Source organism: Stutzerimonas xanthomarina DSM 18231 (assembly GCF_900129835.1).
Classification (GTDB): Bacteria; Pseudomonadota; Gammaproteobacteria; order Pseudomonadales; family Pseudomonadaceae; genus Stutzerimonas; species Stutzerimonas xanthomarina.
In genome coordinates, this window is sequence record NZ_FQXA01000001.1 from 37,728 (window position 1) to 59,402 (window position 21,675).

Annotated in this window: 19 protein-coding genes and 1 other RNA gene; 2 read left to right on the forward strand and 18 right to left on the reverse strand. The window is 60.8% G+C overall.

Features of this window, described 5'->3' with window-relative positions; translation table 11 throughout:
• Positions 1-14: 14 nt before the first annotated feature.
• The 18 genes from lpxC to rsmI all read right to left on the reverse strand — a co-directional run bounded on the left by lpxC (position 15) and on the right by rsmI (position 19,407).
• Positions 15-926, reverse strand: coding sequence for a UDP-3-O-acyl-N-acetylglucosamine deacetylase (gene lpxC / locus BUE09_RS00185; RefSeq protein WP_019342671.1), 912 nt, complete (start codon positions 924-926; stop codon positions 15-17).
• Positions 927-1,037: 111 nt separating this feature from the next.
• Positions 1,038-2,225: a cell division protein FtsZ gene (gene ftsZ / locus BUE09_RS00190; RefSeq protein ID WP_073298723.1), complete on the reverse strand. Its 1,188-nt coding sequence runs from the start codon at positions 2,223-2,225 to the stop codon at positions 1,038-1,040.
• 47 nt (positions 2,226-2,272) lie between these two features.
• Positions 2,273-3,520 (reverse strand): cell division protein FtsA, encoded by a 1,248-nt coding sequence (gene ftsA, locus BUE09_RS00195; RefSeq protein WP_073298724.1) that lies wholly within the window; start codon positions 3,518-3,520, stop codon positions 2,273-2,275.
• Between the two features lie 12 nt (positions 3,521-3,532).
• Complete coding sequence (locus BUE09_RS00200; RefSeq protein WP_073298725.1) at positions 3,533-4,390, reverse strand: cell division protein FtsQ/DivIB; 858 nt, start codon at positions 4,388-4,390, stop codon at positions 3,533-3,535.
• A 3-nt stretch (positions 4,391-4,393) separates the two neighbouring features.
• Positions 4,394-5,338 (reverse strand): D-alanine--D-alanine ligase, encoded by a 945-nt coding sequence (locus BUE09_RS00205; RefSeq protein WP_073298726.1) that lies wholly within the window; start codon positions 5,336-5,338, stop codon positions 4,394-4,396.
• Positions 5,335-6,795, reverse strand: coding sequence for a UDP-N-acetylmuramate--L-alanine ligase (murC, locus tag BUE09_RS00210; protein WP_073298727.1), 1,461 nt, complete (start codon positions 6,793-6,795; stop codon positions 5,335-5,337). The genes BUE09_RS00205 and murC overlap by 4 nt, the downstream gene beginning before the upstream one ends.
• Positions 6,788-7,858, reverse strand: a complete 1,071-nt coding sequence (gene murG / locus BUE09_RS00215) for an undecaprenyldiphospho-muramoylpentapeptide beta-N-acetylglucosaminyltransferase (RefSeq protein ID WP_073298728.1) — start codon at positions 7,856-7,858, stop codon at positions 6,788-6,790. The genes murC and murG overlap by 8 nt, the downstream gene beginning before the upstream one ends.
• Positions 7,848-9,080: a putative lipid II flippase FtsW gene (gene ftsW, locus BUE09_RS00220; RefSeq protein ID WP_073298729.1), complete on the reverse strand. Its 1,233-nt coding sequence runs from the start codon at positions 9,078-9,080 to the stop codon at positions 7,848-7,850. Before ftsW ends, murG begins: the two co-directional genes overlap by 11 nt.
• Positions 9,080-10,423, reverse strand: coding sequence for a UDP-N-acetylmuramoyl-L-alanine--D-glutamate ligase (gene murD / locus BUE09_RS00225; protein WP_073298730.1), 1,344 nt, complete (start codon positions 10,421-10,423; stop codon positions 9,080-9,082). Before murD ends, ftsW begins: the two co-directional genes overlap by 1 nt.
• A 6-nt stretch (positions 10,424-10,429) precedes the next feature.
• The gene (gene mraY, locus BUE09_RS00230; RefSeq protein ID WP_073298731.1) at positions 10,430-11,512 is read right to left on the reverse strand and encodes a phospho-N-acetylmuramoyl-pentapeptide-transferase; all 1,083 of its coding nucleotides are present in this window, start codon (positions 11,510-11,512) and stop codon (positions 10,430-10,432) included.
• Positions 11,512-12,888, reverse strand: coding sequence for a UDP-N-acetylmuramoyl-tripeptide--D-alanyl-D-alanine ligase (locus BUE09_RS00235; RefSeq protein WP_073298732.1), 1,377 nt, complete (start codon positions 12,886-12,888; stop codon positions 11,512-11,514). The genes mraY and BUE09_RS00235 overlap by 1 nt, the downstream gene beginning before the upstream one ends.
• A complete protein-coding gene (locus tag BUE09_RS00240) occupies positions 12,881-14,344 on the reverse strand; it encodes a UDP-N-acetylmuramoyl-L-alanyl-D-glutamate--2,6-diaminopimelate ligase (protein ID WP_073298733.1) in 1,464 nt (487 codons plus the stop codon). Before BUE09_RS00240 ends, BUE09_RS00235 begins: the two co-directional genes overlap by 8 nt.
• Complete coding sequence (locus BUE09_RS00245; RefSeq protein WP_073298734.1) at positions 14,344-16,074, reverse strand: peptidoglycan D,D-transpeptidase FtsI family protein; 1,731 nt, start codon at positions 16,072-16,074, stop codon at positions 14,344-14,346. The genes BUE09_RS00240 and BUE09_RS00245 overlap by 1 nt, the downstream gene beginning before the upstream one ends.
• Positions 16,071-16,340: a cell division protein FtsL gene (gene ftsL / locus BUE09_RS00250; RefSeq protein ID WP_303622969.1), complete on the reverse strand. Its 270-nt coding sequence runs from the start codon at positions 16,338-16,340 to the stop codon at positions 16,071-16,073. The genes BUE09_RS00245 and ftsL overlap by 4 nt, the downstream gene beginning before the upstream one ends.
• A gap of 17 nt (positions 16,341-16,357) precedes the next feature.
• Positions 16,358-17,305 carry a 16S rRNA (cytosine(1402)-N(4))-methyltransferase RsmH gene (gene rsmH, locus BUE09_RS00255; RefSeq protein ID WP_073298736.1) on the reverse strand — a complete coding sequence of 316 codons (948 nt, stop codon included), beginning with the start codon at positions 17,303-17,305 and terminating at the stop codon, positions 16,358-16,360.
• A complete protein-coding gene (gene mraZ / locus BUE09_RS00260; protein ID WP_046164246.1) occupies positions 17,302-17,757 on the reverse strand; it encodes a division/cell wall cluster transcriptional repressor MraZ in 456 nt (151 codons plus the stop codon). The genes rsmH and mraZ overlap by 4 nt, the downstream gene beginning before the upstream one ends.
• 292 nt (positions 17,758-18,049) lie before the next feature.
• Positions 18,050-18,408, reverse strand: an RNA gene (rnpB, locus tag BUE09_RS00265) — RNase P RNA component class A.
• Positions 18,409-18,501: 93 nt separating this feature from the next.
• Positions 18,502-19,407, reverse strand: a complete 906-nt coding sequence (gene rsmI, locus BUE09_RS00270; protein ID WP_167369761.1) for a 16S rRNA (cytidine(1402)-2'-O)-methyltransferase — start codon at positions 19,405-19,407, stop codon at positions 18,502-18,504.
• 91 nt (positions 19,408-19,498) lie between these two features.
• Here rsmI and BUE09_RS00275 point away from each other — a divergent pair, with 91 nt between their 5' ends.
• Both BUE09_RS00275 and BUE09_RS00280 read left to right on the forward strand, forming a co-directional pair.
• Positions 19,499-21,265: a penicillin-binding protein activator gene (locus BUE09_RS00275; protein WP_073298738.1), complete on the forward strand. Its 1,767-nt coding sequence runs from the start codon at positions 19,499-19,501 to the stop codon at positions 21,263-21,265.
• Positions 21,262-21,630: a YraN family protein gene (locus tag BUE09_RS00280; RefSeq protein ID WP_073298739.1), complete on the forward strand. Its 369-nt coding sequence runs from the start codon at positions 21,262-21,264 to the stop codon at positions 21,628-21,630. Before BUE09_RS00275 ends, BUE09_RS00280 begins: the two co-directional genes overlap by 4 nt.
• Positions 21,631-21,675 lie beyond the last annotated feature (45 nt).

The following is a 21,675-nucleotide window of genomic DNA, read 5'->3' on the forward strand; positions in this document are numbered from 1 at the left end:
AAAGAGAGTACAGCTCAGCCGGCTGCTGCCGGGCGCATATAGGAGATCGGTGCGGTCTGGGACTCTTCGAACGTCACCATTTCCCACGCATCCTTTTGTTCCATCAGGGTGCGCAGCAGACGGTTGTTCAGGGCATGTCCGGATTTAAAGCCGCGGAATTCGCCGATCAGGCTGGTGCCCAGTAAGTAAAGATCACCGATTGCATCGAGAATCTTGTGCTTCACGAACTCGTCCTCATAGCGCAGGCCGTCTTCGTTGAGCACATGATCTTCGTCGACCACGATAGCGTTTTCGACGCTTCCGCCTAGGGCCAGGTTGTGCGAGCGGAGGAATTCAATGTCACGCATGAACCCAAAGGTTCTAGCACGACTGACTTCCTTGACGAAGGAAGTACTGGAGAAATCCACACTGGCCGTCTGGGTACGACCGCGAAAAACCGGATGGTCGAAATCGATCTCGAAACTCACCTTGAAGCCTTCGAACGGCAGAAAAGTGGCGCGCTTGTCGCCGTCCTCCACCGAAACTTCGCGGATGATGCGGATGAACTTCTTCGGGGCGTCCTGCTCCTGCAGGCCGGCCGATTGAATCAGGAATACGAAAGGACCAGCACTACCGTCCATGATCGGCACTTCCGAAGCGGAAAGCTCGACATAGGCGTTGTCGATGCCCAGCCCAGCCATCGCTGACAGCAAGTGCTCAACCGTATCGACTTTGACGTCACCGCTAACCAGCGTAGTCGACATGGTCGTCTCACCAACGTTCTCGGCCCGTGCGGCAATCTGCACAGGCGGGTTGAGATCGGTGCGACAGAACACGATTCCCGTGTCCACGGGAGCCGGCTTCAGGGTCAGGTAAACCTTTTCCCCCGAATGCAGGCCGACGCCAGTGGCGCGAATGATGTTCTTCAAGGTGCGTTGTCTGATCATGGCTCGTTTTCGCTAGTGCGCTGTTGCGAATGGTTTCCAACAAAGGTGGCGATCATAGCAGAACCCCACTTTGCTGAATACCAATCACCCCGATAGTCCTGATACACCGGATCAATCAGCCTGACGACGCAAGAACGCCGGAATATCGAGATAATCCAGATCCTCCTGAGGGTTCATCTTCGCTGCGGTAGCCGCTGCGTGTGCCTGATTACGCATCACGGTGGGGCGGTCAAGGTCCCGATAGTTCACGGCCGCCTGGTCCTGGCGCGGCGCTGGTGCGGCCTGAGGAGCCACGGCAGCTGTCTGCAGCGTATTGTCGACAACCTTGACCGGCTTTTCATTACGCGGGCCGAGACCAGTCGCGACCACGGTTACGTGCAGCTCGTCGAGCATGTCCGGATCGATCACTGCACCGACCTTGACGGTTGCCTCGTCAGAGGCAAAGGCCTCGATGATTTCGCCGACCGCTGCGTATTCGCCAAGGGAGAGATCCAGACCAGCGGTAATGTTTACCAGGATGCCGCGAGCGCCCTGCAGATTAACGTCCTCGAGCAGCGGGTTGCGGATCGCAGCCTCGGTGGCCTCACGAGCACGGTTAGGACCTGTGGCACATCCGGTCCCCATCATGGCCATGCCCATCTCGCCCATGACGGTCTTGACGTCAGCGAAGTCGACGTTCATCAGGCCCGGACGCTGCATGATGTCGGAGATGCCGCGCACGGCGCCGGTCAGCACGTCGTCAGCCTTGGCGAAGGCAGAAAGCAGGCTCGCATCCTTGCCGAGAATGGTCAGCAGCTTTTCGTTGGGGATGGTGATCAGCGAGTCGACGCACTCGGACAGCTGACGAATGCCTTCGTCGGCGACCTGCATACGGCGACGGCCTTCGAATGGGAACGGACGGGTCACCACGGCAACGGTGAGAATGCCCATCTCCTTGGCCACCGAAGCAATCACCGGCGCAGCGCCAGTGCCGGTGCCACCGCCCATACCCGTAGTGATGAATACCATGTCAGCGCCCTGCAATACTTCGGCGATGCGCTCACGATCGTCCATCGCGGCCTGACGCCCGATGTCGGGATTGGTGCCTGCGCCCAAGCCCTTGGTAATGGCGGAACCCAACTGCAGTACGGTCCGCGCTTCGATTTTCTTCAACGCCTGGGCATCGGTGTTGGCGCAGATGAACTCCACGCCTTCAACGCTGTTGCGCACCATGTGATTGACGGCGTTGCCGCCACCTCCGCCTACGCCAATGACCTTGATCACTGCACTTTGCGGGGTATGATCTACGAGTTCGAACATTTCCCTCTCTCCTTCCAGCTTTCTAGTTTTAGGTACAGCCGCACTGCTCAGAAATTGCCCTGGATCCAGCTCTTGAGCCGGTCCACGACAGACGTCTTGGGTTCTTCGGCAAAGTTGCCGAGACCGGACATGGAGGTGCCCTCGGTCTGCTTACGCATCCCGTAGAGCAGCAGGCCCACGCCCGTTGAATAGATGGGATTGCGGACCACGTCCGTAAGTCCGTTGATGCTGTGTGGTACGCCCAGGCGCACCGGCATGTGGAAGATTTCCTCGGCGAGTTCGACGGCGCCTTCCATCTTCGCGGTACCGCCAGTAAGGACGATCCCAGCCGGGACCAGATCCTCATAGCCGCTGCGACGCAGCTCGGCCTGAATCAAGGTGAAGAGCTCGTCATAGCGCGGCTCCACGACTTCGGCCAGAGCTTGGCGCGAGAGTTCCCGCGGCGGCCGATCTCCGACGCTCGGTACCTTGATGGTCTCGCCGGGCCCTGCCAGTTTGGCCAGCGCGCAGGCGTAGCGGATCTTGATCTCCTCCGCGTACTGAGTCGGGGTACGCAGCGCCATGGCGATGTCGTTGGTGACCTGATCGCCCGCAATCGGAATGACGGCGGTATGCCGGATAGCGCCTTCGGTGAAGATGCAGATGTCGGTCGTCCCGCCACCGATATCCACCAGGCAGACGCCCAACTCTTTCTCATCATCAGTCAGCACGGCATGGGCCGAGGCCAGCTGTTCGAGGATGATGTCGTCAACTTCAAGACCACAACGGCGTACGCACTTTTCAATGTTCTGCGCTGCATTGACCGCACAAGTAACGACGTGAACCTTGGCTTCCAGACGCACGCCAGACATACCCAACGGCTCGCGAACGCCTTCCTGGTTGTCGATCACATAGTCCTGCGGCAAGGTGTGCAGCACACGCTGATCGGCCGGAATAGCTACGGCCTGGGCAGCATCAAGCACACGCTCGAGGTCGGCAGTGCTGACTTCACGATCGCGGATGGCGACGATCCCGTGCGAGTTCAGACTGCGGATATGGTTGCCGGCCAGACCAACGAATGCCGAGTGAATGCGGCAGCCCGCCATCAGCTGTGCTTCTTCAACGGCACGCTGGATCGACTGAACGGTGGATTCAATATTGACCACTACGCCCTTTTTCAGGCCACGCGACGGATGCGTGCCGATCCCGACAATCTCCAACTCGCCATCCGGCGTCACTTCGCCGACCAGCGCCACCACCTTGGAGGTGCCGATATCGAGACCGACGATCATCTTGCCGCTTTGCACGCTAGACATGTGTTTCATTCCTCAATTCTTCGCTACGACGGATTCGTCCGTCGTGGACGGACTCGGCTCCCGCCACGCAACGGCGAGGCCATTGGCGTAGCGAAGGTCGATCCGCGCAATTTTGTCGCTCTCCTGCGCCAGCTCTTGCTGGTAGATGGCAGTGAAGCGCCGCATTTTTTCGATTATCTGATCCCTTCCCAGCAGCAGCTCAACGCCCTGTCCGGTCGTCACAAACCAGCTGCCCCGTGCTCGCAATTCCAGGCGAGCGATGGAAAAACCGAGTGGCCGCAGCATCTGACTGAGCACCTGGTATTGCTGCATGACCCGTTGCTGGGCCCGCTTCGGACCATATAACTGCGGCAAGTGTTCATATCCGGTCAGATTGTCCGGCGCGAAGGCTTGGCCGTTATTGTTGAGTAACGATTCGTCACCCCAGCGAGCGATGGGCAATTGCTCGTCAAGACGCACCATGACCTCATCCGGCCAAATCCGACGCGCTTCGACATGGGCTATCCACGGCATTTGCTCAAGGTCGCGACGCAATGCATCGAGATCCACCTTGAAGAAGCTCGCTTCGACGAACGGTGCCATGCGCGCCTGCACCGCTTGCTGATCGACATAGGTCAGCTCACCCCGAACACTGACTTTGGCGATCGGCCGATCGGCATAGGGCGCGAGATAGTTACTCAGCTGGTAAAGCCCCACAGCCAACCCCACGAGTAGTACCGGCCACAGGACACGCTTGAGCGAACCCAGGCTCGGCCGCGGCAAGCGCGCCGAAAGCGGCTCGCGCTGCACCAGGCGGCTCGCACCCCGCTGTGCCGGCTTGCGCGATGCGCGTCCGGTTCCGGGTTGTGAGTGACGCAGCGTAGTGATCATCGGTCAGTTCCCTGCCGCCATGCTGGCGTCAAGGATCGCTAGCACCAGTTGCTGGAAATCCAGCCCTGCTGCCCTCGCGGCCATCGGCACCAGACTGTGATCGGTCATCCCTGGCACGGTGTTCACTTCCAGCAGCCAGAACGCACCGCTGCTGTCTTGCATGACATCGACACGCGCCCAGCCTTGAATTCCCACGGCTTCGCAGGCGCGCGCGGAGAGCTCCTTAAGCTCCTGCTCTTTCGCCGCATCCAGGCCACACGGAATGCGGTACTGGGTATCGTTGGCCAGATACTTGGCGTCGTAGTCATAAAATGTATGCGGTGTGCCGAGACCGATCGGTGGCAGCACCGCGCCGCGCAACGTGGCGATGGTGAACTCCGGGCCATGGATCCACTGTTCCACCAGAACTTGCGAGTCGTATGTACTCGCCGCGCGCCAGGCTGCGATCAGCTCGTCGACGCCTGCGACCTTCGCCATTCCGATGCTGGACCCCTCATGGGCCGGTTTGACGATTAGCGGAAAGCCCAGGCGCTCGGCGGCATCACGACAATCGCTCTCGCTCGCCAGCACGGCATGTCGCGGTGTTGGCAGGCCAAGGCTTTGCCAGACCTGCTTGGTGCGCAACTTGTCCATGGCCAGCGCCGACGCGAGAATGCCACTGCCGGTATAGGGAATCCCGGCGCATTCGAGCAAGCCCTGCATGCTGCCGTCCTCACCACCACGACCGTGCAACACGATGAATGCACGGTCGATGTGCTCATTGCTCAAGCGCGTCAGCAGGTCATCACCGGCATCGATACCGAACGCATCGACGCCCGCTGCCTGCAGCGCCGCCAGCACCGCAGCGCCGGATTTCAGCGACACTTCACGCTCGGCGCTCTTGCCGCCGAAGAGCACGGCAACCCGACCGAACGCCCGGGGATCACGAGTCGATTGGAGGGCGGTCATTCGCTCTTCCTCGTGGCGCTCGCAGCGCCAGCAAACAGGGGACTATTGATGAGTTGCGGGGCCAGCCCACCGATATCGCCGGCGCCCTGACAAAGCAGGATGTCGCCCGGTCGTAGCAGCGGTTTGACCAGCGGAGCCAAGTCAATGCCACGCTCGATATAGATCGGGTCGAGTTGGCCGCGCTGACGGATGCTGTGCGCAAGATGGCGGCTGTCTGCGCCCGGAATAGGCTCCTCGCCGGCCGGGTACACCTCCATCAACAGCAGCACATTGGCTTCGTTCAGCACCTGAACGAAGTCGTCGTACAGGTCGCGGGTTCGGCTGAAGCGGTGCGGCTGGTAGACCATGACCAAGCGACGATCCGGCCACCCGCCCCGGACGGCCTGGATCACGGCTGCGACTTCACGCGGATGATGGCCGTAGTCGTCAACGAGCATCACGCTGCCGCCGCCCACTGGCAACTCGCCATAGACCTGGAAGCGCCGACCGACACCACCAAACTGCGAAAGGCCCTGGACGATGGCGTCGTCGTCGATGCCCTCATCGGTGGCGATGGCAATGGTGGCCAAGGCATTGAGCACGTTGTGGTTGCCCGGCATGTTGACCGAAACATCAAGTGCCTCGAAACCATCGCGTAGCACGGTGAAGTAGGTGCGCATGCCTTCCTGGCGGATGTTGATGGCGCGTACGTCGGCATCTTCGTGGGTGCCATAAGTCGTGATCGGCCGGCCCACCTGAGGAATCACCTCGCGCACTATCGGGTCATCGACACAGAGCACTGCCAGTCCGTAGAACGGCAAGTTGTGCAGGAACTCGACAAAAGTGCGCTTGAGCTTGCCGAAATCACCGTCATAGGTGCTCATGTGATCGGCATCGATGTTGGTCACGACTGCAACCATCGGCTGCAGGTGCAGGAAGCTGGCGTCGCTCTCGTCGGCTTCGGCAATCAGGTAGCGGCTGGTCCCCAGCTGCGCGTTGGTACCCGCCGCGGTCAGACGACCACCAATGACAAACGTAGGATCGAGCCCACCCGCAGCGAACACAGAGGCCAGCAAGCTGGTTGTGGTGGTCTTGCCGTGGGTGCCTGCGACGGCGATGCCGTGACGATAGCGCATCAATTCGGCGAGCATCTCGGCGCGGGGCACCACCGGAATCCGCTGCTCAAGGGCGAACGCTACTTCAGGGTTGGTGGTGTTGACCGCACTGGAAACCACCAGCACATCGGCGCCGGCTACGTTGCCGGCCTGATGCCCGATGAAGATCTGCGCACCGAAATTCTGCAGACGCTCGGTACTTGCGGAGGCTTTCAGATCCGAGCCCGAGACGTCGTACCCGAGGTTCAGTAACACCTCAGCGATGCCGCACATCCCGACGCCGCCGACACCGACGAAATGAATCCGGCGTATGCGGCGCATGCGCCGAACTTCTGCCTTGACCGCTGCGGGGGATTTAGCCATGCGCCACCTCCAGGCAGATATCGACGACGGTTCGAGTGGCGTCCGGCCGAGCCAGGCGGCGTGCCGTGGCCCCCATGGCCTTGAGTTTTTCCGGCTGCATCATTACCTCGGTCAGCTGCGCGGCCAGCGCGGCAGCATCGGTCGTTGCCTGAGGGAGAAGAACGGCGGCGCCTTCCTTCGCCAGATATTCGGCGTTACGGGTCTGGTGGTCGTCGATCGCGTGGGGCAGCGGCACCAGAAACGAAGGCAAGCCCGCGGCTGCCAGCTCGCACACCGTCAGCGCACCGGCGCGGCAGACCACCAGATCGGCCCAGGCGTAAGCACGGGCCATATCCTTGATGAAAGGTGCCACTTCGGCCTCGACACCCGCGGCGACATAGCGCTCCCGCGTGATTTCGGCGTGTTGCTTGCCGGCCTGATGGAATATTTCAGGACGCAGCTCCTGGCTTAACTGGCCGAGCGCTTCTGGCAATAGCTTGTTCAAAGGCTCGGCGCCCAGGCTGCCGCCCAGCACCAGCAGCCGAGGGCGGCGACCGAGCAGGGTCTGCCGCGGCGTCTCGAGAAACAGCTGATGACGCACTGGATTACCGGTGGTACGCCGCTTGTCGCCCGCAGCGAAGGTATTCGGAAACGCCTCGCACACGCGCTGCGCAAACGGCACCAGGCTGCGATTGGCAGTTCCGGCGACAGCGTTCTGTTCGTGGATGATCAAGGGCACCCCGGCCAGCTTCGTGGCTAATCCGCCAGGGCCCGTCACGTAACCGCCGAGTCCCAGCACGCAGACCGGCTGGAGCTCTCGAATGACCCGGCGAGCCTGACCCAGCGAGCGAAGCAGCTGAAATGGTGCTTTGAGCAAGGACACCAGACCCTTGCCGCGCAGCCCGCTTACCTGAATCAGGTGCAGCGGCAAACCTGCCGCCGGAACCACTTCGTTTTCAATCCCCCGCGGCGTACCCAGCCAATGCACGTTATAGCCGCGATTCTGGAACTCTTGAGCGCAAGCCAACGCCGGGAACACATGCCCGCCAGTTCCGCCCGCCATGATCAGCACATTACCGCCCATGCGCGACCCCCATGCCTTGCGGCGCAGGTGTTTCGGCAAAATCGTCTTCGCTGAATTCGGCATCTTCGCTGCCCAGCACCGTGCGGCTTTCCCACTCGATGCGCAGCAATAACGCCATGCTGGCGCAGGTCACCACAAGCGAGCTGCCGCCATAACTCAAGAATGGCAGGGTCAGGCCTTTGGTCGGCAGCAAGCCAATATTTACCCCAACATTGATCAGGAACTGACCGAGCCAAAGGAACGCAACGCCCCAAGCTATATATGCAGCGAAGAACTGCCGCGCCCGCTCAGCTGCGAGCCCGATGTACAGGGCGCGTACACCCACGAAAGCGAACAGCAGGATGGTTATCAGCGCGCCAACCATACCCAGCTCCTCAGCCAGGACAGAAAAGACGAAATCGGTATGCGCTTCGGGCAGGTAGAACTGCTTCTGGACGCTGTTACCGAGACCGACACCCAGCCATTCGCCGCGGCCAAATGCGATCAGCGCCTGGGTCAACTGATAGCCCGCGCCATACTGATCAGCCCAGGGGTCGGTAAAGGTGATCAACCGTTGCAGTCGATACTCTTGCGTCTGCACCAGGATGAACACAGCGCCGACCGCCAACAGCACCAACAGACTGAATCGGATCAAGCCGACGCCGCCAAGAAACAGCATGGCCACCGCTGCGCCCATCATCACCACGGTCGCACCGAAGTCGGGTTCGAGCAGAAGCAACATGGCCATTGGCAGCAACACAAGAAACGGCTTGAGGAAGCCCCACAGGCTTTCGCGCACCTCTTGCTGGCGACGCACCAGATAGCCAGCGAGGTAGACCACGACGAACAGCTTGGCCAATTCAGAGGGTTGTACGTTAAAGGCACCAAAGCCGATCCAGCGCATGGAGCCGTTCACTTCTCGCCCGATGCCAGGAATCAGTACCAGAATCAACAGCACGAACGCGCCAATCAGCAACATCCAGTCCAGCCGCTGCCACATAGACAGTGGCACCAGCAGAACCAGTGCCGCTGCGCCAAGACCGAGCAGGACGTAAATCAGATGGCGGATCATGTAGTACATCGGATTATCGGCATTCACCGCCGCGACTTCCGAAGAGGCCGAAGTGATCATGACCAACCCAAGACCCAGCAACGCCAGACAGCCGGCGAGCATAGGGAAATCGAGGTCGATGCCGCGCCGATTGAACAAGGGTGACGGCGCGCTGCGCAGGAAAGCGATCATCAGCTGAGCACCTCCACTGCGGCGGCGAACTGGCGTCCGCGATCTTCGAAGTTCTCGAACATATCGAGACTGGCGCAGGCCGGCGACAGCAGGACCGCATCGCCTGGCTGGGCAAGCTTGGACGCAAGCTGCACGGCGTCCTGAAGGGTCTGGACGTGGTGAATCGGCGCGGCCCCTTCAAGCGCCGTCGCGAGCTGCTCGGCATCGCGCCCCAGCAAGACGACCGCGCGGCACTGATGTGATACCGGACTGTGCAACGCTGAGAAATCCGCGCCCTTGCCGTCACCGCCGGCGATGAGCACCAATTCGCCTGCGATATCGCTACCCAGCCCATCAATGGCTGCCAAAGCAGCACCGACGTTGGTCGCCTTCGAATCGTCGTAGTAGGTCACGCCTTTGCGCTCTCCAACCCACTGGCAGCGATGGGCGAGGCCGGCAAAGTTACGCAAGGTGGCGAGCATTGGCTCGAACGGAAGGCCAACGGCATGGCCGAGCGCCAAGGCTGCCAGTGCGTTGGACTGATTATGAGCCCCGCGCATTTTCAACTGGTTGGCCGGCATCAAAGCGTCGAACTGGAAGGCGAGGTACTTCTCCCCACTTTCTTCGAACAGCCCGAACCCTTTGAAATCGGGTTTGCCAAGGCCGAACGACCAGGTCGGAAGGTCGTCGGCAATCAGCGGACGTGTGAGTCGATCGTCACGGTTGATTACAACCTGGCGCGCGCCGCGGAATATGCGATGTTTGGCTTGGTGATAAGCCGGCAGACCATCGTAGCGATCCATGTGGTCTTCGCTGATATTCAGACAGGTTGCGACTTCGGCATTCAGTTGATCCGTGGTTTCCAGCTGGAAGCTTGACAACTCTAGGACGTAGAGTTCGACATCATCGTCGAGCAGATCCAGTGCTGGCGTTCCCAGATTTCCGCCTACAGCCACCTTACGACCGGCCGCGGCAGCCATTTCGCCGACCAGGGTGGTTACCGTGCTTTTCGCGTTCGATCCGGTGATAGCCACGATGGGGGCCTTGGCTTCGCGCGCGAACAGTTCGATATCACCGGACAGCTTCACTCCGTTCGCAGCGGCTGCCTGCAACGCTGGCAAGCTGATCGGTAGGCCCGGGCTTACCAATAGCTCACTGGCGCGGCTGAGGAACTGGGGATCGAGTTCGCCACAACGAACCTCGATATTCGGGTACTGCGCTTTCAGAGTGGCCAGCTCCGGTGGGTTCACACGCGTGTCGGCGACGGCGAACGGCACCCCACGGCTCGCCAGATGGCGAACCAGGGACATGCCGCTCTTGCCGAGACCTACGACGATGCGGAACTGATCGGAAGCGATAAGCACTCTGTATTACCTCAACTTCAATGTGGCAAGACCCACCAGTACAAGGATCACGGTGATGATCCAGAAGCGCACGATCACGCGGGGCTCTGGCCAGCCCTTGAGCTCGAAGTGGTGATGAATCGGCGCCATGCGGAACACCCGCTTGCCGGTCAGCTTGAATGAGGCGACCTGGATCATCACCGACAGGGTTTCCATCACGAATACGCCACCCATGATGAACAGCACGACTTCCTGGCGGACGATCACGGCAATGGTGCCCAGCGCCGCACCCAGAGCCAGCGCACCCACATCGCCCATGAAGACTTGTGCGGGATAGGTGTTGAACCAGAGAAAGCCGAGCCCGGCACCGATCAGCGCACCGCAGAACACAATCAGCTCACCGGCTCCCGGAATGTATGGAATCAGCAGGTAATCAGCGAAGTTCACGTTGCCCGACAGGTAGCAGAAAATACCCAGACCGCCGCCCACCATTACCGTCGGCATGATTGCCAGCCCATCCAGTCCATCAGTGAGGTTCACCGCATTGCTGGAGCCTACGATGACGAAATAGGTCAGCACGATGAAACCGATCCCCAGCGGAATTTCGATGTTCTTCAGCAGCGGAAGGATCAACGTGGTTTCGACCGGGGTCTGCGCAGTCATGTAAAGGAAGATCGCTGCACCTAGGCCGAAGACCGACTGCCACATGTATTTCCAACGGCTTGGCAGCCCGCGGGAGTTCTTTTCGATGACCTTGCGATAGTCATCGACCCAGCCGATTGCGCCGAACAGCAACGTCACGGCCAGCACCACCCACACATAGCGATTGGACAGGTCGGCCCAGAGCAAGGTACTGATGGAGATCGCGCTCAGGATCAGCGCGCCACCCATGGTCGGCGTGCCGGATTTCGACAGGTGCGTTTGCGGTCCGTCTATACGCACCGCCTGGCCGATCTGGCGCAGCTGCAGCGTGCGGATCAGCCAGGGTCCCAGCCATAGCGAAAGCACCAGCGCGGTCAGCACGCCGAGAATTCCACGCAGCGACAGGTACTGAAAGACTGCGAAGCCCGTGTGGAACTGTTGCAGGTACTCGGCGAGTAGCAGCAGCATCAATGTTTCTCCATGCCGGACGCGGAAAGCGCTGCGACGACGTTATCCATCGCAGCACTCCGTGATCCCTTGATCAAAATGGTGGTCGCATTGCCTTGCTCCAGACGCAGCGACTCGATCAGGCTCTGCTGATCGGCGAAATGGCGAGCACCATGACCGAAGGCCTCTACGGCATGTTTCATCAGCGGCCCGACCGCAAATAAGGTGTCCACTTTGCCTACCGCATAACTGCCTACTTCACGGTGGCCCTGCTCGGCCCAGGAACCCAGTTCTCCCATGTCCCCCAGCACCAGCACCGTGCGCCCGGCAAAGCCGGCCAGCACGTCGATGGCGGCACAGATGGACGCGGGATTAGCGTTGTATGTGTCGTCTATGAGGCGTACCCCGTTAGTCAGCATCTGCGCCACGCCTCGCCCTTTCACTGGCTGCAGGCTCTCGAGCCCAGCGACGATGTGCTCGCGCGCCACGCCCATGGCGCTGGCGGCCGCGGCGGCAGCCAGGGCATTGGCCACGCTATGGCGCCCTAGCAAGTTCAGCTGCACCCGCACGGACCCAGTCGGTCCGGTCAGAACGAAATTGGGGCAGCCGCGCAGGTCATAAGCAACCGAGGCGGGGTGGAAGTCGGCGAGCGGGCTCGTTATCGCAAAGCTCACCACGCGCTTGCCTGCTACTCGGCGCTCCCACACGGAATACGCACGGTCGTCACGATTGAGCACGGCGACGCCATTCGTGCCGAGACCATCGAGGATTTCGCCCTTGGCTTCGACGATCTTCTCCGGCCCACCGAACTCGCCAACATGAGCAGTGCCCGCATTGGTAATCAAGCTGACATCTGGCCGGGTCAGGCTGACGGTATAGGCAATTTCGCCAACACGCGAAGCACCCAACTCGATGACCGCAGCCTTGTGCTGAGGGGCCAGTTCCAGCAGCGTGAGCGGCGCGCCCAGGTCGTTATTGAGATTGCCGCGCGTGGCGAGAACCGCATCGTTGCCATAGGCAGCGCGCAGGATGCTGGCAAGCAGCTCCTTGACGCTGGTCTTGCCGCTGGAGCCGGTGATCGCTGCAACCGGACCGTTGAACGCGTTGCGGTTCAGCGCGCCCAGCCGGCCGAGCGCGATGCGGCTATCGGCAACAACAAGCTGAGGCAACGAAACCTCTGGTACATGGCGCTCAACCAGCGCGGCGACGGCGCCCTTGGCCGCAACTTCTGCCAGGTAGGCATGGCCATCGAAGCGAGGCCCAGTGAGCGCGATGAAAAGCTGTCCAGGCTCGATTGCCCGGCTGTCGGTGCTGACGGAGCCAAAGGCTGCATCAGCGTTGATCAGCGTGGCTGACAGCGGCTCAAGCAGATCGCTAAGACGCTTGGCTTCAAGCATGGGAACGCCTCCAGGCAGCCAGGGCCGTCGAGGCCTGTTCGAGGTCGGAGAATGGCAGGCGCTCGCCGTTTATTTCCTGGTAGTCCTCATGGCCTTTGCCGGCCAGCAACACCACATCATCAATGCCCGCGCGCTCAATACAGCGAGCAATGGCTGCGGCGCGCCCCGGCACAAATAGCGCTTGTTCGGGCGCGCTGAAACCAGCACGAATCTCATCGAGGATCTGCAGCGGATCTTCATTGCGCGGGTTGTCATCAGTGACCGTGACGTGATCTGCCAAACGCTCGGCAACCTGAGCCATCAGTTTGCGCTTGCCACGGTCACGGTCACCGCCGCAGCCGAACAAGCACAGCAACTTGCCGCGGGTATGCGGGCGTAGAGCGTCAAGAACCTTTTCAAGCGCATCCGGCGTATGGGCGTAATCGACCACGACCAACGGGCAGTCGCCGCCGCCGAGCCGCTGCATGCGACCGGCAGGACCGTCAACTTCCTGCAGCGCTACTAAGATTTCGTCGAGTGGATAATTCATACCCAGCAAGGCACCTACTGCCGCAAGCACATTGCTGACGTTGAAGCGGCCGAGTAGCGGACTACGCAGCGAGCGCTCTCCTTGGGGAGTGACCAACCGCGCATGGATTCCGCTATCGTCCAGTCGCGCCTCTGGGCAGTAGAGATAAGCCGAAGCATCCTCCAGGCTATAGGTGATCAAGCGTGACTCTGGGTGTTCTTGCGCGAGCGACCGGCCCAGCGCATCGTCCAGATTGATCACCCGACAGGCGAGCTCTGGCATATTGAACAGCCGCGCCTTGACCTCACCGTAGGCTTCCATTGAGCCGTGATAGTCGAGGTGGTCCCGGGAAAGATTGGTAAACACAGCCACATCGAACGCCAGCGCCGCCACCCGGCCTTGCGCCAAGCCGTGCGAGGAAACTTCCATCGCGACGGCGCGCGCGCCCTGCTTGCGCAGGCTTGCCAGGTTGGCCTGTACGCCGATTGCATCAGGCGTGGTGTGCTGACCGAGAATCAACTCTCCATGAAAGCCAGTACCGAGGGTTCCGATGATCCCGCAGCGCTCACCCAAACGATCCAGCGCCTGGGCAATCAGGTAGGTCACGCTGGTCTTGCCATTGGTTCCGGTGACACCGACCAGGTGCAGACTGCGGCTTGGCTCACCGTAGAACCTCCCGGCAATGGCTGAAAGCTGCCCCGCCAGGTTGCGAACCGGCACCAACTCGGCGCTTGCCGCGGTCATTTTCGCAGCACCTTCAGCCTCGTAGGCCACGGCAGCCGCACCGTGGGCAACCGCATCGGCAATGTGCACGCGGCCATCTTGCTGGTAACCGGGCACAGCCAGAAACAGATCACCAGGGCGGACCTTGCGGCTATCCAGCGTCAGCTCGCGAATGAGGCTATCGCTGGCAGCTTGAGGCAGTAACTGATTCAGCGGCATCGGCATCAGATACGCCCTCCGTTGGTCTTGTCAGCGTCGGCGGTCTTGACGTCTTCCGGAGGTAAATTGTCAGGGGCGACATTCATCAGACGCAGCGCCCCGGACATCACGCGACTGAACACGGGGGCCGATACCAGGCCGCCGTAATAGCCGCTCTTGCTGGGTTCGTCGATGACCACTGCTATGGCGATGCGCGGATCGCGCATAGGCCCGAAACCGGCGAACATCGACCGATAGGCATTTTCCTGATAGCCGCGGCTGTTAACCGAGGCCTTGCGCGCGGTACCGCTCTTGCCCGCCACGTGATAACCCGGCACCTGAGCACGGAAGACGCCACGCGGCGCCTCAATGACCTCTTGGAGCATGCCTTGGACTGCCTTGGCGACCTCAGGCGACACCACCGACACGCCTTCTGGCTTGTGATCCACCCGGGTCAAGGACATCGGCACCAAGCGGCCATCGTTAGCCAACGCGCCATAGGCGTGAGCCAGTTGAACGGCCGTCACGGACAGGCCGTAGCCATATGAAAGCGTGGCAGTTTCAGCCTGGCGCCATTCGCGGTAGGTCGGCAGATTGCCGACTCGCTCGCCCGGAAAGCCCAAGCCAGTGTCCTGCCCGAAGCCGACCTTGCGCATGACGTCATGAATCGTAGCGCCACCGATATCAAAGGCGACCTTGCTCATTCCGACGTTGGAAGAATTGATCAGGATGCCTGTCAGGCTAAGCTCACGGCCTTGGGTTCTGGAGACGTCGCGGATCGTATAGCGGCCGATGCGCAGCGACCCCGGCCAGACCTCGACAAGGTCGCTGGGTTTCCAACGTCCCGTCTCGAGGGCCGCACTCATAGAGAAGGGCTTCATCGTCGAACCCGGCTCGAACAGGTCCGTCATTGCCCGGTTACGCATCGCCGCAGGCTGCAGGCTCCGGCGGTTGTTCGGGTTATAGGTCGGCTGATTGACCATGGCCAGCACTTCACCCGTTTTCACATCGAGCACGACCAAGCTGCCGGCCTTGGCACCGAACTCCAGCAACGCGTTACGCAACTCGCGATGCGCCAGATACTGCAGGCGCAGGTCAAGGGACAGCGCAAGCGCCTTACCGGCCTTGGCATTCTTGACGACCTGAACATCTTTGATCAGACGACCGCGACGGTCCTTGAGCACCTGTCGTTTGCCCGGAACACCTGCCAACCACTCGTTGTAGGCCAGCTCCATACCTTCACGACCGTGGTCGTCGATATCGGTGAAACCCACGACATGTGCGGCCACCTCCCCGGCGGGGTAGAAACGCCTGAATTCCTCTTGCGAGTAGACGCCCGGTATATCTAGATCCAGCACGCGCTGCCCTTGCTCAGGCGTCAGGCCGCGCACCAGGTACATGAACTCCCGCTCGGCCTGCTCCTTGAGACGCTGATGCAATTCGGCGGAGTTCTGCCCCAACGCCTCGGCGAGCTCTGGCCAGCGGGCCTGTGCGGCCTGCATTTCGCGCGGGTTCGCCCAAAGCGTAGTGACGGGCGTGCTCACTGCCAGGGGCTCGCCATGCCGATCGGTCATGAGGCCGCGGTGGGCGGGGATTGGAATATGGCGCACGCTGCGCGCATCGCCCTGCCCCTTAAGGAACCCCTGATCCAGCACCTGCAAATCGACGATTCGCCATGCAATAGCGCCGACCATCAGTGCCAGCAACGCCAGCACGATGCGAAAACGCCATGGATAGAGCGCGCCCTGGAGCTTCATGGCGCCACCAGCCTGACAGCGGCCGCTTCAGGAATGTGCATCTTCAACTGCTCGGAAGCCAAGGTCTCGATCCGGCTGTGGGCAGTCCAGGTGCTCTGCTCAAGAATCAGGCGCCCCCACTCAGCCTGCGCCTTGTCACGTACACTGAGTTCGCCGTACAGCTCGTTGAGCAACTGGCGGTTCCAGTGCGCGCTATAGGCGACAGCAATCGCCGAAACAAGCACGGCAACAAATAGCACCAGCATCAACAAGCTGCCGTTGGGCATGGCGCGACGCAACTGAGTCACCGCAACTTCTCCGCCACACGCATCACCGCGCTGCGCGAACGGGGATTCGCCTTGACCTCTTCGGCAGATGCATATTGCGGTTTGCCCAGCAGTTTCAGCCGAGGCACGAATTTTTCAGGAATGATCGGCAGGTCGCGCGGCAAGGTGTCGGCTTCGCCTTTGGCATGCCGGCGCATAAACTGTTTGACGATGCGGTCCTCTAGCGAATGGAAGCTGATCACCACCAGCCGGCCGCCAACATCAAGCCCCTCGAGAGCGGCTTCCAGTCCAGCCTCCAGGTCGCCAAGCTCGTTATTGATGAAAATGCGCAACCCCTGAAAGGCGCGGGTAGCTGGGTTCTTGCCTTTTTCCCAAGCGGGATTGGCCACGGTTAAGACTTGGGCAAGATCGGCCGTACGCTCGAAAGGCTGCACCGCCCGACGCTGTACCACGGCCCGCGCCATACGTTTGGCAAAGCGCTCTTCACCGTACTCCTTGAGAACTCGGGCGATGTCGTCTTCGCTGGCGACTGCGATCCACTCAGCGGCACTGATCCCTCGACTGGGATCCATGCGCATATCCAGCGGGCCGTCGTTCAGAAAACTGAAGCCGCGCTCGGGGTCGTCCAGCTGCGGCGAAGATACGCCAAGATCCAGCAGCACACCGCTCAACGTGCCGGTCCAGCCGCGCTGCGCAAGCTCTACGCCAAGCTCTGCGAAGCTTCTCTGCACAACGACAAAGCGGCCATCCTCGGCCGCCAGTGCTTGCCCCGTAGCGATTGCTAGCGGGTCTTTGTCGAAACCTAGCAAACAGCCATCAGGCCCAAGCTGCCGTAGCAGCAGGCGGCTATGTCCGCCACGCCCAAAGGTGCCATCCAGATAGCGACCATCCGGACGCACGCCGAGCGCCGCAACGGCCTCGTCGAGCAAAACGGTTACATGGTTATAGCTGCTGGTCTGGCTCACAGGATTAGATCACGCAATTCTTCCGGCAAAGCGCCGGGTTGTTTGATGGCCGCCAGGTCCGCATCTGCTTGCGCGTTCCAGTCGTCCTCGTTCCACAAGCTGAACTTGTTCAGCTGACCGACCAGCATGGCCCGCTTGTCCAGCCCGGCGTATTCGCGCAAGCGCGGCGGCACCAGAACGCGACCATTGCCGTCCATTTCCAGATCGACTGCGTTACCGATGAGCAAGCGCTGCAGCCGACGACTTTCTTCTCGTAGGGAAGGCAGCTCACGCAGCTTGGCTTCGATCTGCTCCCATTCAGGCAACGGATAAATTCCAAGGCAACGGTCGACGGCATCGATGGTGATGATCAGCTGGCCTTCGCAACGCGAAACGAGCTCGTCACGATACCGACTGGGCATCGCTAGCCGGCCTTTGGCATCGAGACTGATGGCGTTTGCTCCGCGAAACACGGCTGCGCTTCCCCTGAATTAGCTATCCATGCCCATAAATATCCACTTCGTTCCACTTTCTACCACTTGTGCGCACTATAGAAATGCAGCAGCCCCACCGTCAAGGTACGCCTGACGGGAAAAACCCTTATGTGACGGGAATTTAGCAAGCGATACGGAGATAAACGGCAAACCAGAGAGGGGCGCCGCAAGAGATATTCAGCAAACGCAGAAGCCTGCACTTCAAAGTTAAAGTACTTTATGAAGAGCAAGAATTTTTTGGACTAAAAAGCGGGGGATATTTCAGAAGAGTTCGGAGAGTCGATCTATAAGCCGGGTCCTGTCGAGGACAGTCATTCCTCTACGACAGCCATCACTGACTGCCTCTAGCAACCTACCCGGATCCAGCGCGGGCCACGCCAATGGATCCCTATTTGGTCTTGCTCCAAGTGGGGTTTACCTAGCCACGGACTGTTGCCAGCCGTGCGGTGCGCTCTTACCGCACCTTTTCACCCTTACCGGCGCCGAAACGCTTAGGCGGTTATTTTCTGTGGCACTTTCCGTAGGCTCACGCCTCCCAGGCGTTACCTGGCACTTCGCCCTATGGAGCCCGGACTTTCCTCCCTCCCTTCTTGCGGAACAAAAAGAGACAGCGACTGTCCGATCGACTCTCCGGCCGCCAGAGTACTTGCCTAGACCGCCCGCTGCAAGCTGATCGCAGCCCGCCGAAGCACTAGAAGCTGCTGAACAGGCCATCCGGCAGGTTCAATGCCCCGCATCTTTTCCCTGCAAGGCCAGTTGATAAAGCAGGTTTTTCCTGACCCCGGTAATCTCCGATGCAAGCGCCGCGGCGCGCTTGACCGGCAGCTCAGCCAATAACAGATTCAAAACCCGGCGGGCATCTGCATCGACCGTCTCGTCCTCATTCGGCGCTTGCCAGCCACCCACCACAAGCACGCACTCGCCGCGCTGCTGGTTGGTATCTGACGCAACCCAGGTGCGCAGCTCGCCCAATGGAAGACCCTTCAGCGTTTCGAAGGTCTTGGTCAGCTCCCGCCCCAACACTGCAGGCCGATCAGGACCGAACACCAGCTCAAGATCAACAAGCGCAGCAAGAATACGATGCGGCGCCTCATAGAAGATCAGCGTACGCGGCTCGACCCGCAGATGCTCCAGGCGAGCAACACGCGCGGCCTGCTTGGCAGGCAGAAAGCCCTCAAAGATGAACCGATCAGACGGCAGGCCTGCAGCACACAGCGCCGCGATGAGTGCACAGGCGCCAGGCAGCGGAACGACCCGCACACCCGCCGCCCGCGACTGCCGGACAAGGTGGTAGCCCGGATCGGAGATCAACGGCGTGCCGGCATCGGAAATCAGGGCCACGTCGTCCCCGGCCAGCAGCCGCCGGATAAAGCGCCCACCCTCGTCTCGCTCGTTATGCTCATGACACGCAGCCAAGGGTGTAGTGATGCCGAAGTGCTGAAGCAGCCGAGACGAATGACGGGTATCTTCCGCTGCAATCAGAGCCACCTCAGAGAGCACCCGCAAAGCCCGTGCGGTGATATCTTCGAGATTGCCGATGGGCGTGGCAACCACATAGAGCGTGCCCGCCGCGGAATTCACATCACCTGTCGCAGTCACAGAGCGTACCTCGGTCACTAAAACGCGCATTGTAGCCCGTTTACGGGCGGTAACATCGCGACCCCGCCAACGCTTGGGTACAATCCGCCGACACCCGCCAGCGCCTTTCAGGAATGAACACATGACGGCCCGCTTTCGCCCGCTTATCTTCTTATGCATTGCCGCCTTGCTGTCGGCCTGTGCCAGCTCGCCATCGTCCACCCTCGGCGAACTGCCTCGTACCCCACAGGCATCGACACAGCAGTTGCTGAAAGAAGCCGATGCCAGCGACCCCGCCAAGGCAGCATCGCTGCGACTGTCTGCCGCTGACCAGAGCATGCAGCAGGGCAACCAGGCTCAAGCTCGAGAGATCCTCGGTCAGATCGACATCAATCAACTGATGCCTGCCCAGCAAATGTTCGCGAAAACCCTGGAAGCGGAGCTGGCCTTGGCTGCCGACGAGCCCAACAGCGCGCTGCAGGCACTTCAGCACCCAGCGTTCGAACGCCTCGCAGAGCTGCCCATCGACCAGCAGCTACGAACCCAACTGGCCCGCGCCAAGGCATTCGAAGCGAACAGCCAACCCCTGGACGCAGCCCGCGAGCGCACCTTCATCGCGCCTCTACTAAGCGGCGAGCCGGCCGAAGCAAACCATGAATCTATTTGGACGCTTGTTTCAGGCCTGCCGATAGAGCAACTGCAACCGACAACCGACACCGATCTGACCGGCTGGATGTCCCTGGCAGCAGCCGTCAAACAGGCCGGCACCATCAGCCAGCAGCAACGCGCAATTGAGGCATGGCTACAGCAAAATCCCAATCATCCCGCCGCGAAGCGACTGCCGGACCCATTGAAGAAACTCAGCGAGCTGGCTGATAAACCCTTGTCACATGTGGCGCTGCTATTGCCGATGGATGGCCCGCTGGCCAGCGTCGCGCGCGCGCTGCGCGATGGCTTTCTAGCCGCTCACCTCGCGGGCCAGCAAGATCTAAAGATCGAGTTGTTCGACAGCACCCGCCTGTCCTCACTCGATGATTTTTATCGACAAGCGTCTGCCGCAGGCGTCGAGCTGGTCATCGGCCCACTGGAAAAGGATATGGTCCGCCAGCTGGCCGACCGTGACCAGCTACCCATCACCACGCTCGCGCTTAACTACAGCGACGCGAACCAAAAGGTGCCACCACAACTGTTCCAATTTGGCCTTGCTGCGGAGGACGAAGCACGTGACGTCGCTCGCCGCGCCTGGGCCGACGGACACCGCCGGGCGGTAGCTCTGACACCTCGTGGTGATTGGGGCAATCGTGTGTTCGAGGCCTTCCGCCAGGAATGGCAGGAGCTAGGCGGCACAGTGATCGCCGCAGAGCCGTTGGCCGAACCCATCGAGCTGGCCAATCAGATAGCGGATCTACTTCAGATACGCAGCAACGGAACTGGCGGTGACGCACAGCCATCGCGTCGTCAGGATATCGATTTCCTCTTTCTTGCCGCCACGCCGCAGCAGGCGCAACAAGTCAAGCCAACCTTGATTTTTCAGTACGCCGGAGACCTACCTGTCTACGCCACTTCGCACCTTCACGCCGCCACCGACAACCGCACGCAGTATCTGGATCTGGAGGGCATCCGCTTCACCGAAACCCCCTGGCTGCTCGATCCGCAGCTCCCGCTGCGCCAGGAAATCGAGCGCAAGTGGCCGCAAGCCCGCGGCAGCCTCGGCAGGCTGTACGCCATGGGCGCGGATGCCTACCAGCTGGCGCCACGCCTGAATCAACTTCTGGCATTACCCGACACGCGGCTCGACGGCCTTTCGGGCACGCTTAGCCTAACGCCGCAACAGCGGATCGAGCGGCGCTTGCCCTGGGCCGAATTCCGAGACGGCGAAGTTCATCCCCTCATGGAAACGCCCGATTGACAGCGACCAGCAGGCAGACCAGCGGAAAGCTCGCCGAGGACTTCTCACTACGGCACCTCCAAGCGCACGGGCTACGCCTGCTCTGCCGGAACTGGAGCTGCCGTAGCGGCGAGCTTGATCTGGTCATGCTCGATGGCGATACAGTAGTATTCGTCGAGGTTCGATACAGGCGTCACGCCGCATGGGGCGGCGCGCTCGAGAGCGTAGACCTGCGCAAACAGCAGAAGCTGATCAAGGCAGCCCAGCTATTCCTGCTGAAGGAGAATCGCTGGGCAAGGCATCCCTGTCGCTTCGATGTCGTCGCCATAGGCGCGACCGACGGCGATGCGAAACCCAGCTGGATTCGAAATGCCTTCGATAGTTAAAGATGAGCTTCGTAGGATTTGCGACATCTCATGAACATCACATCT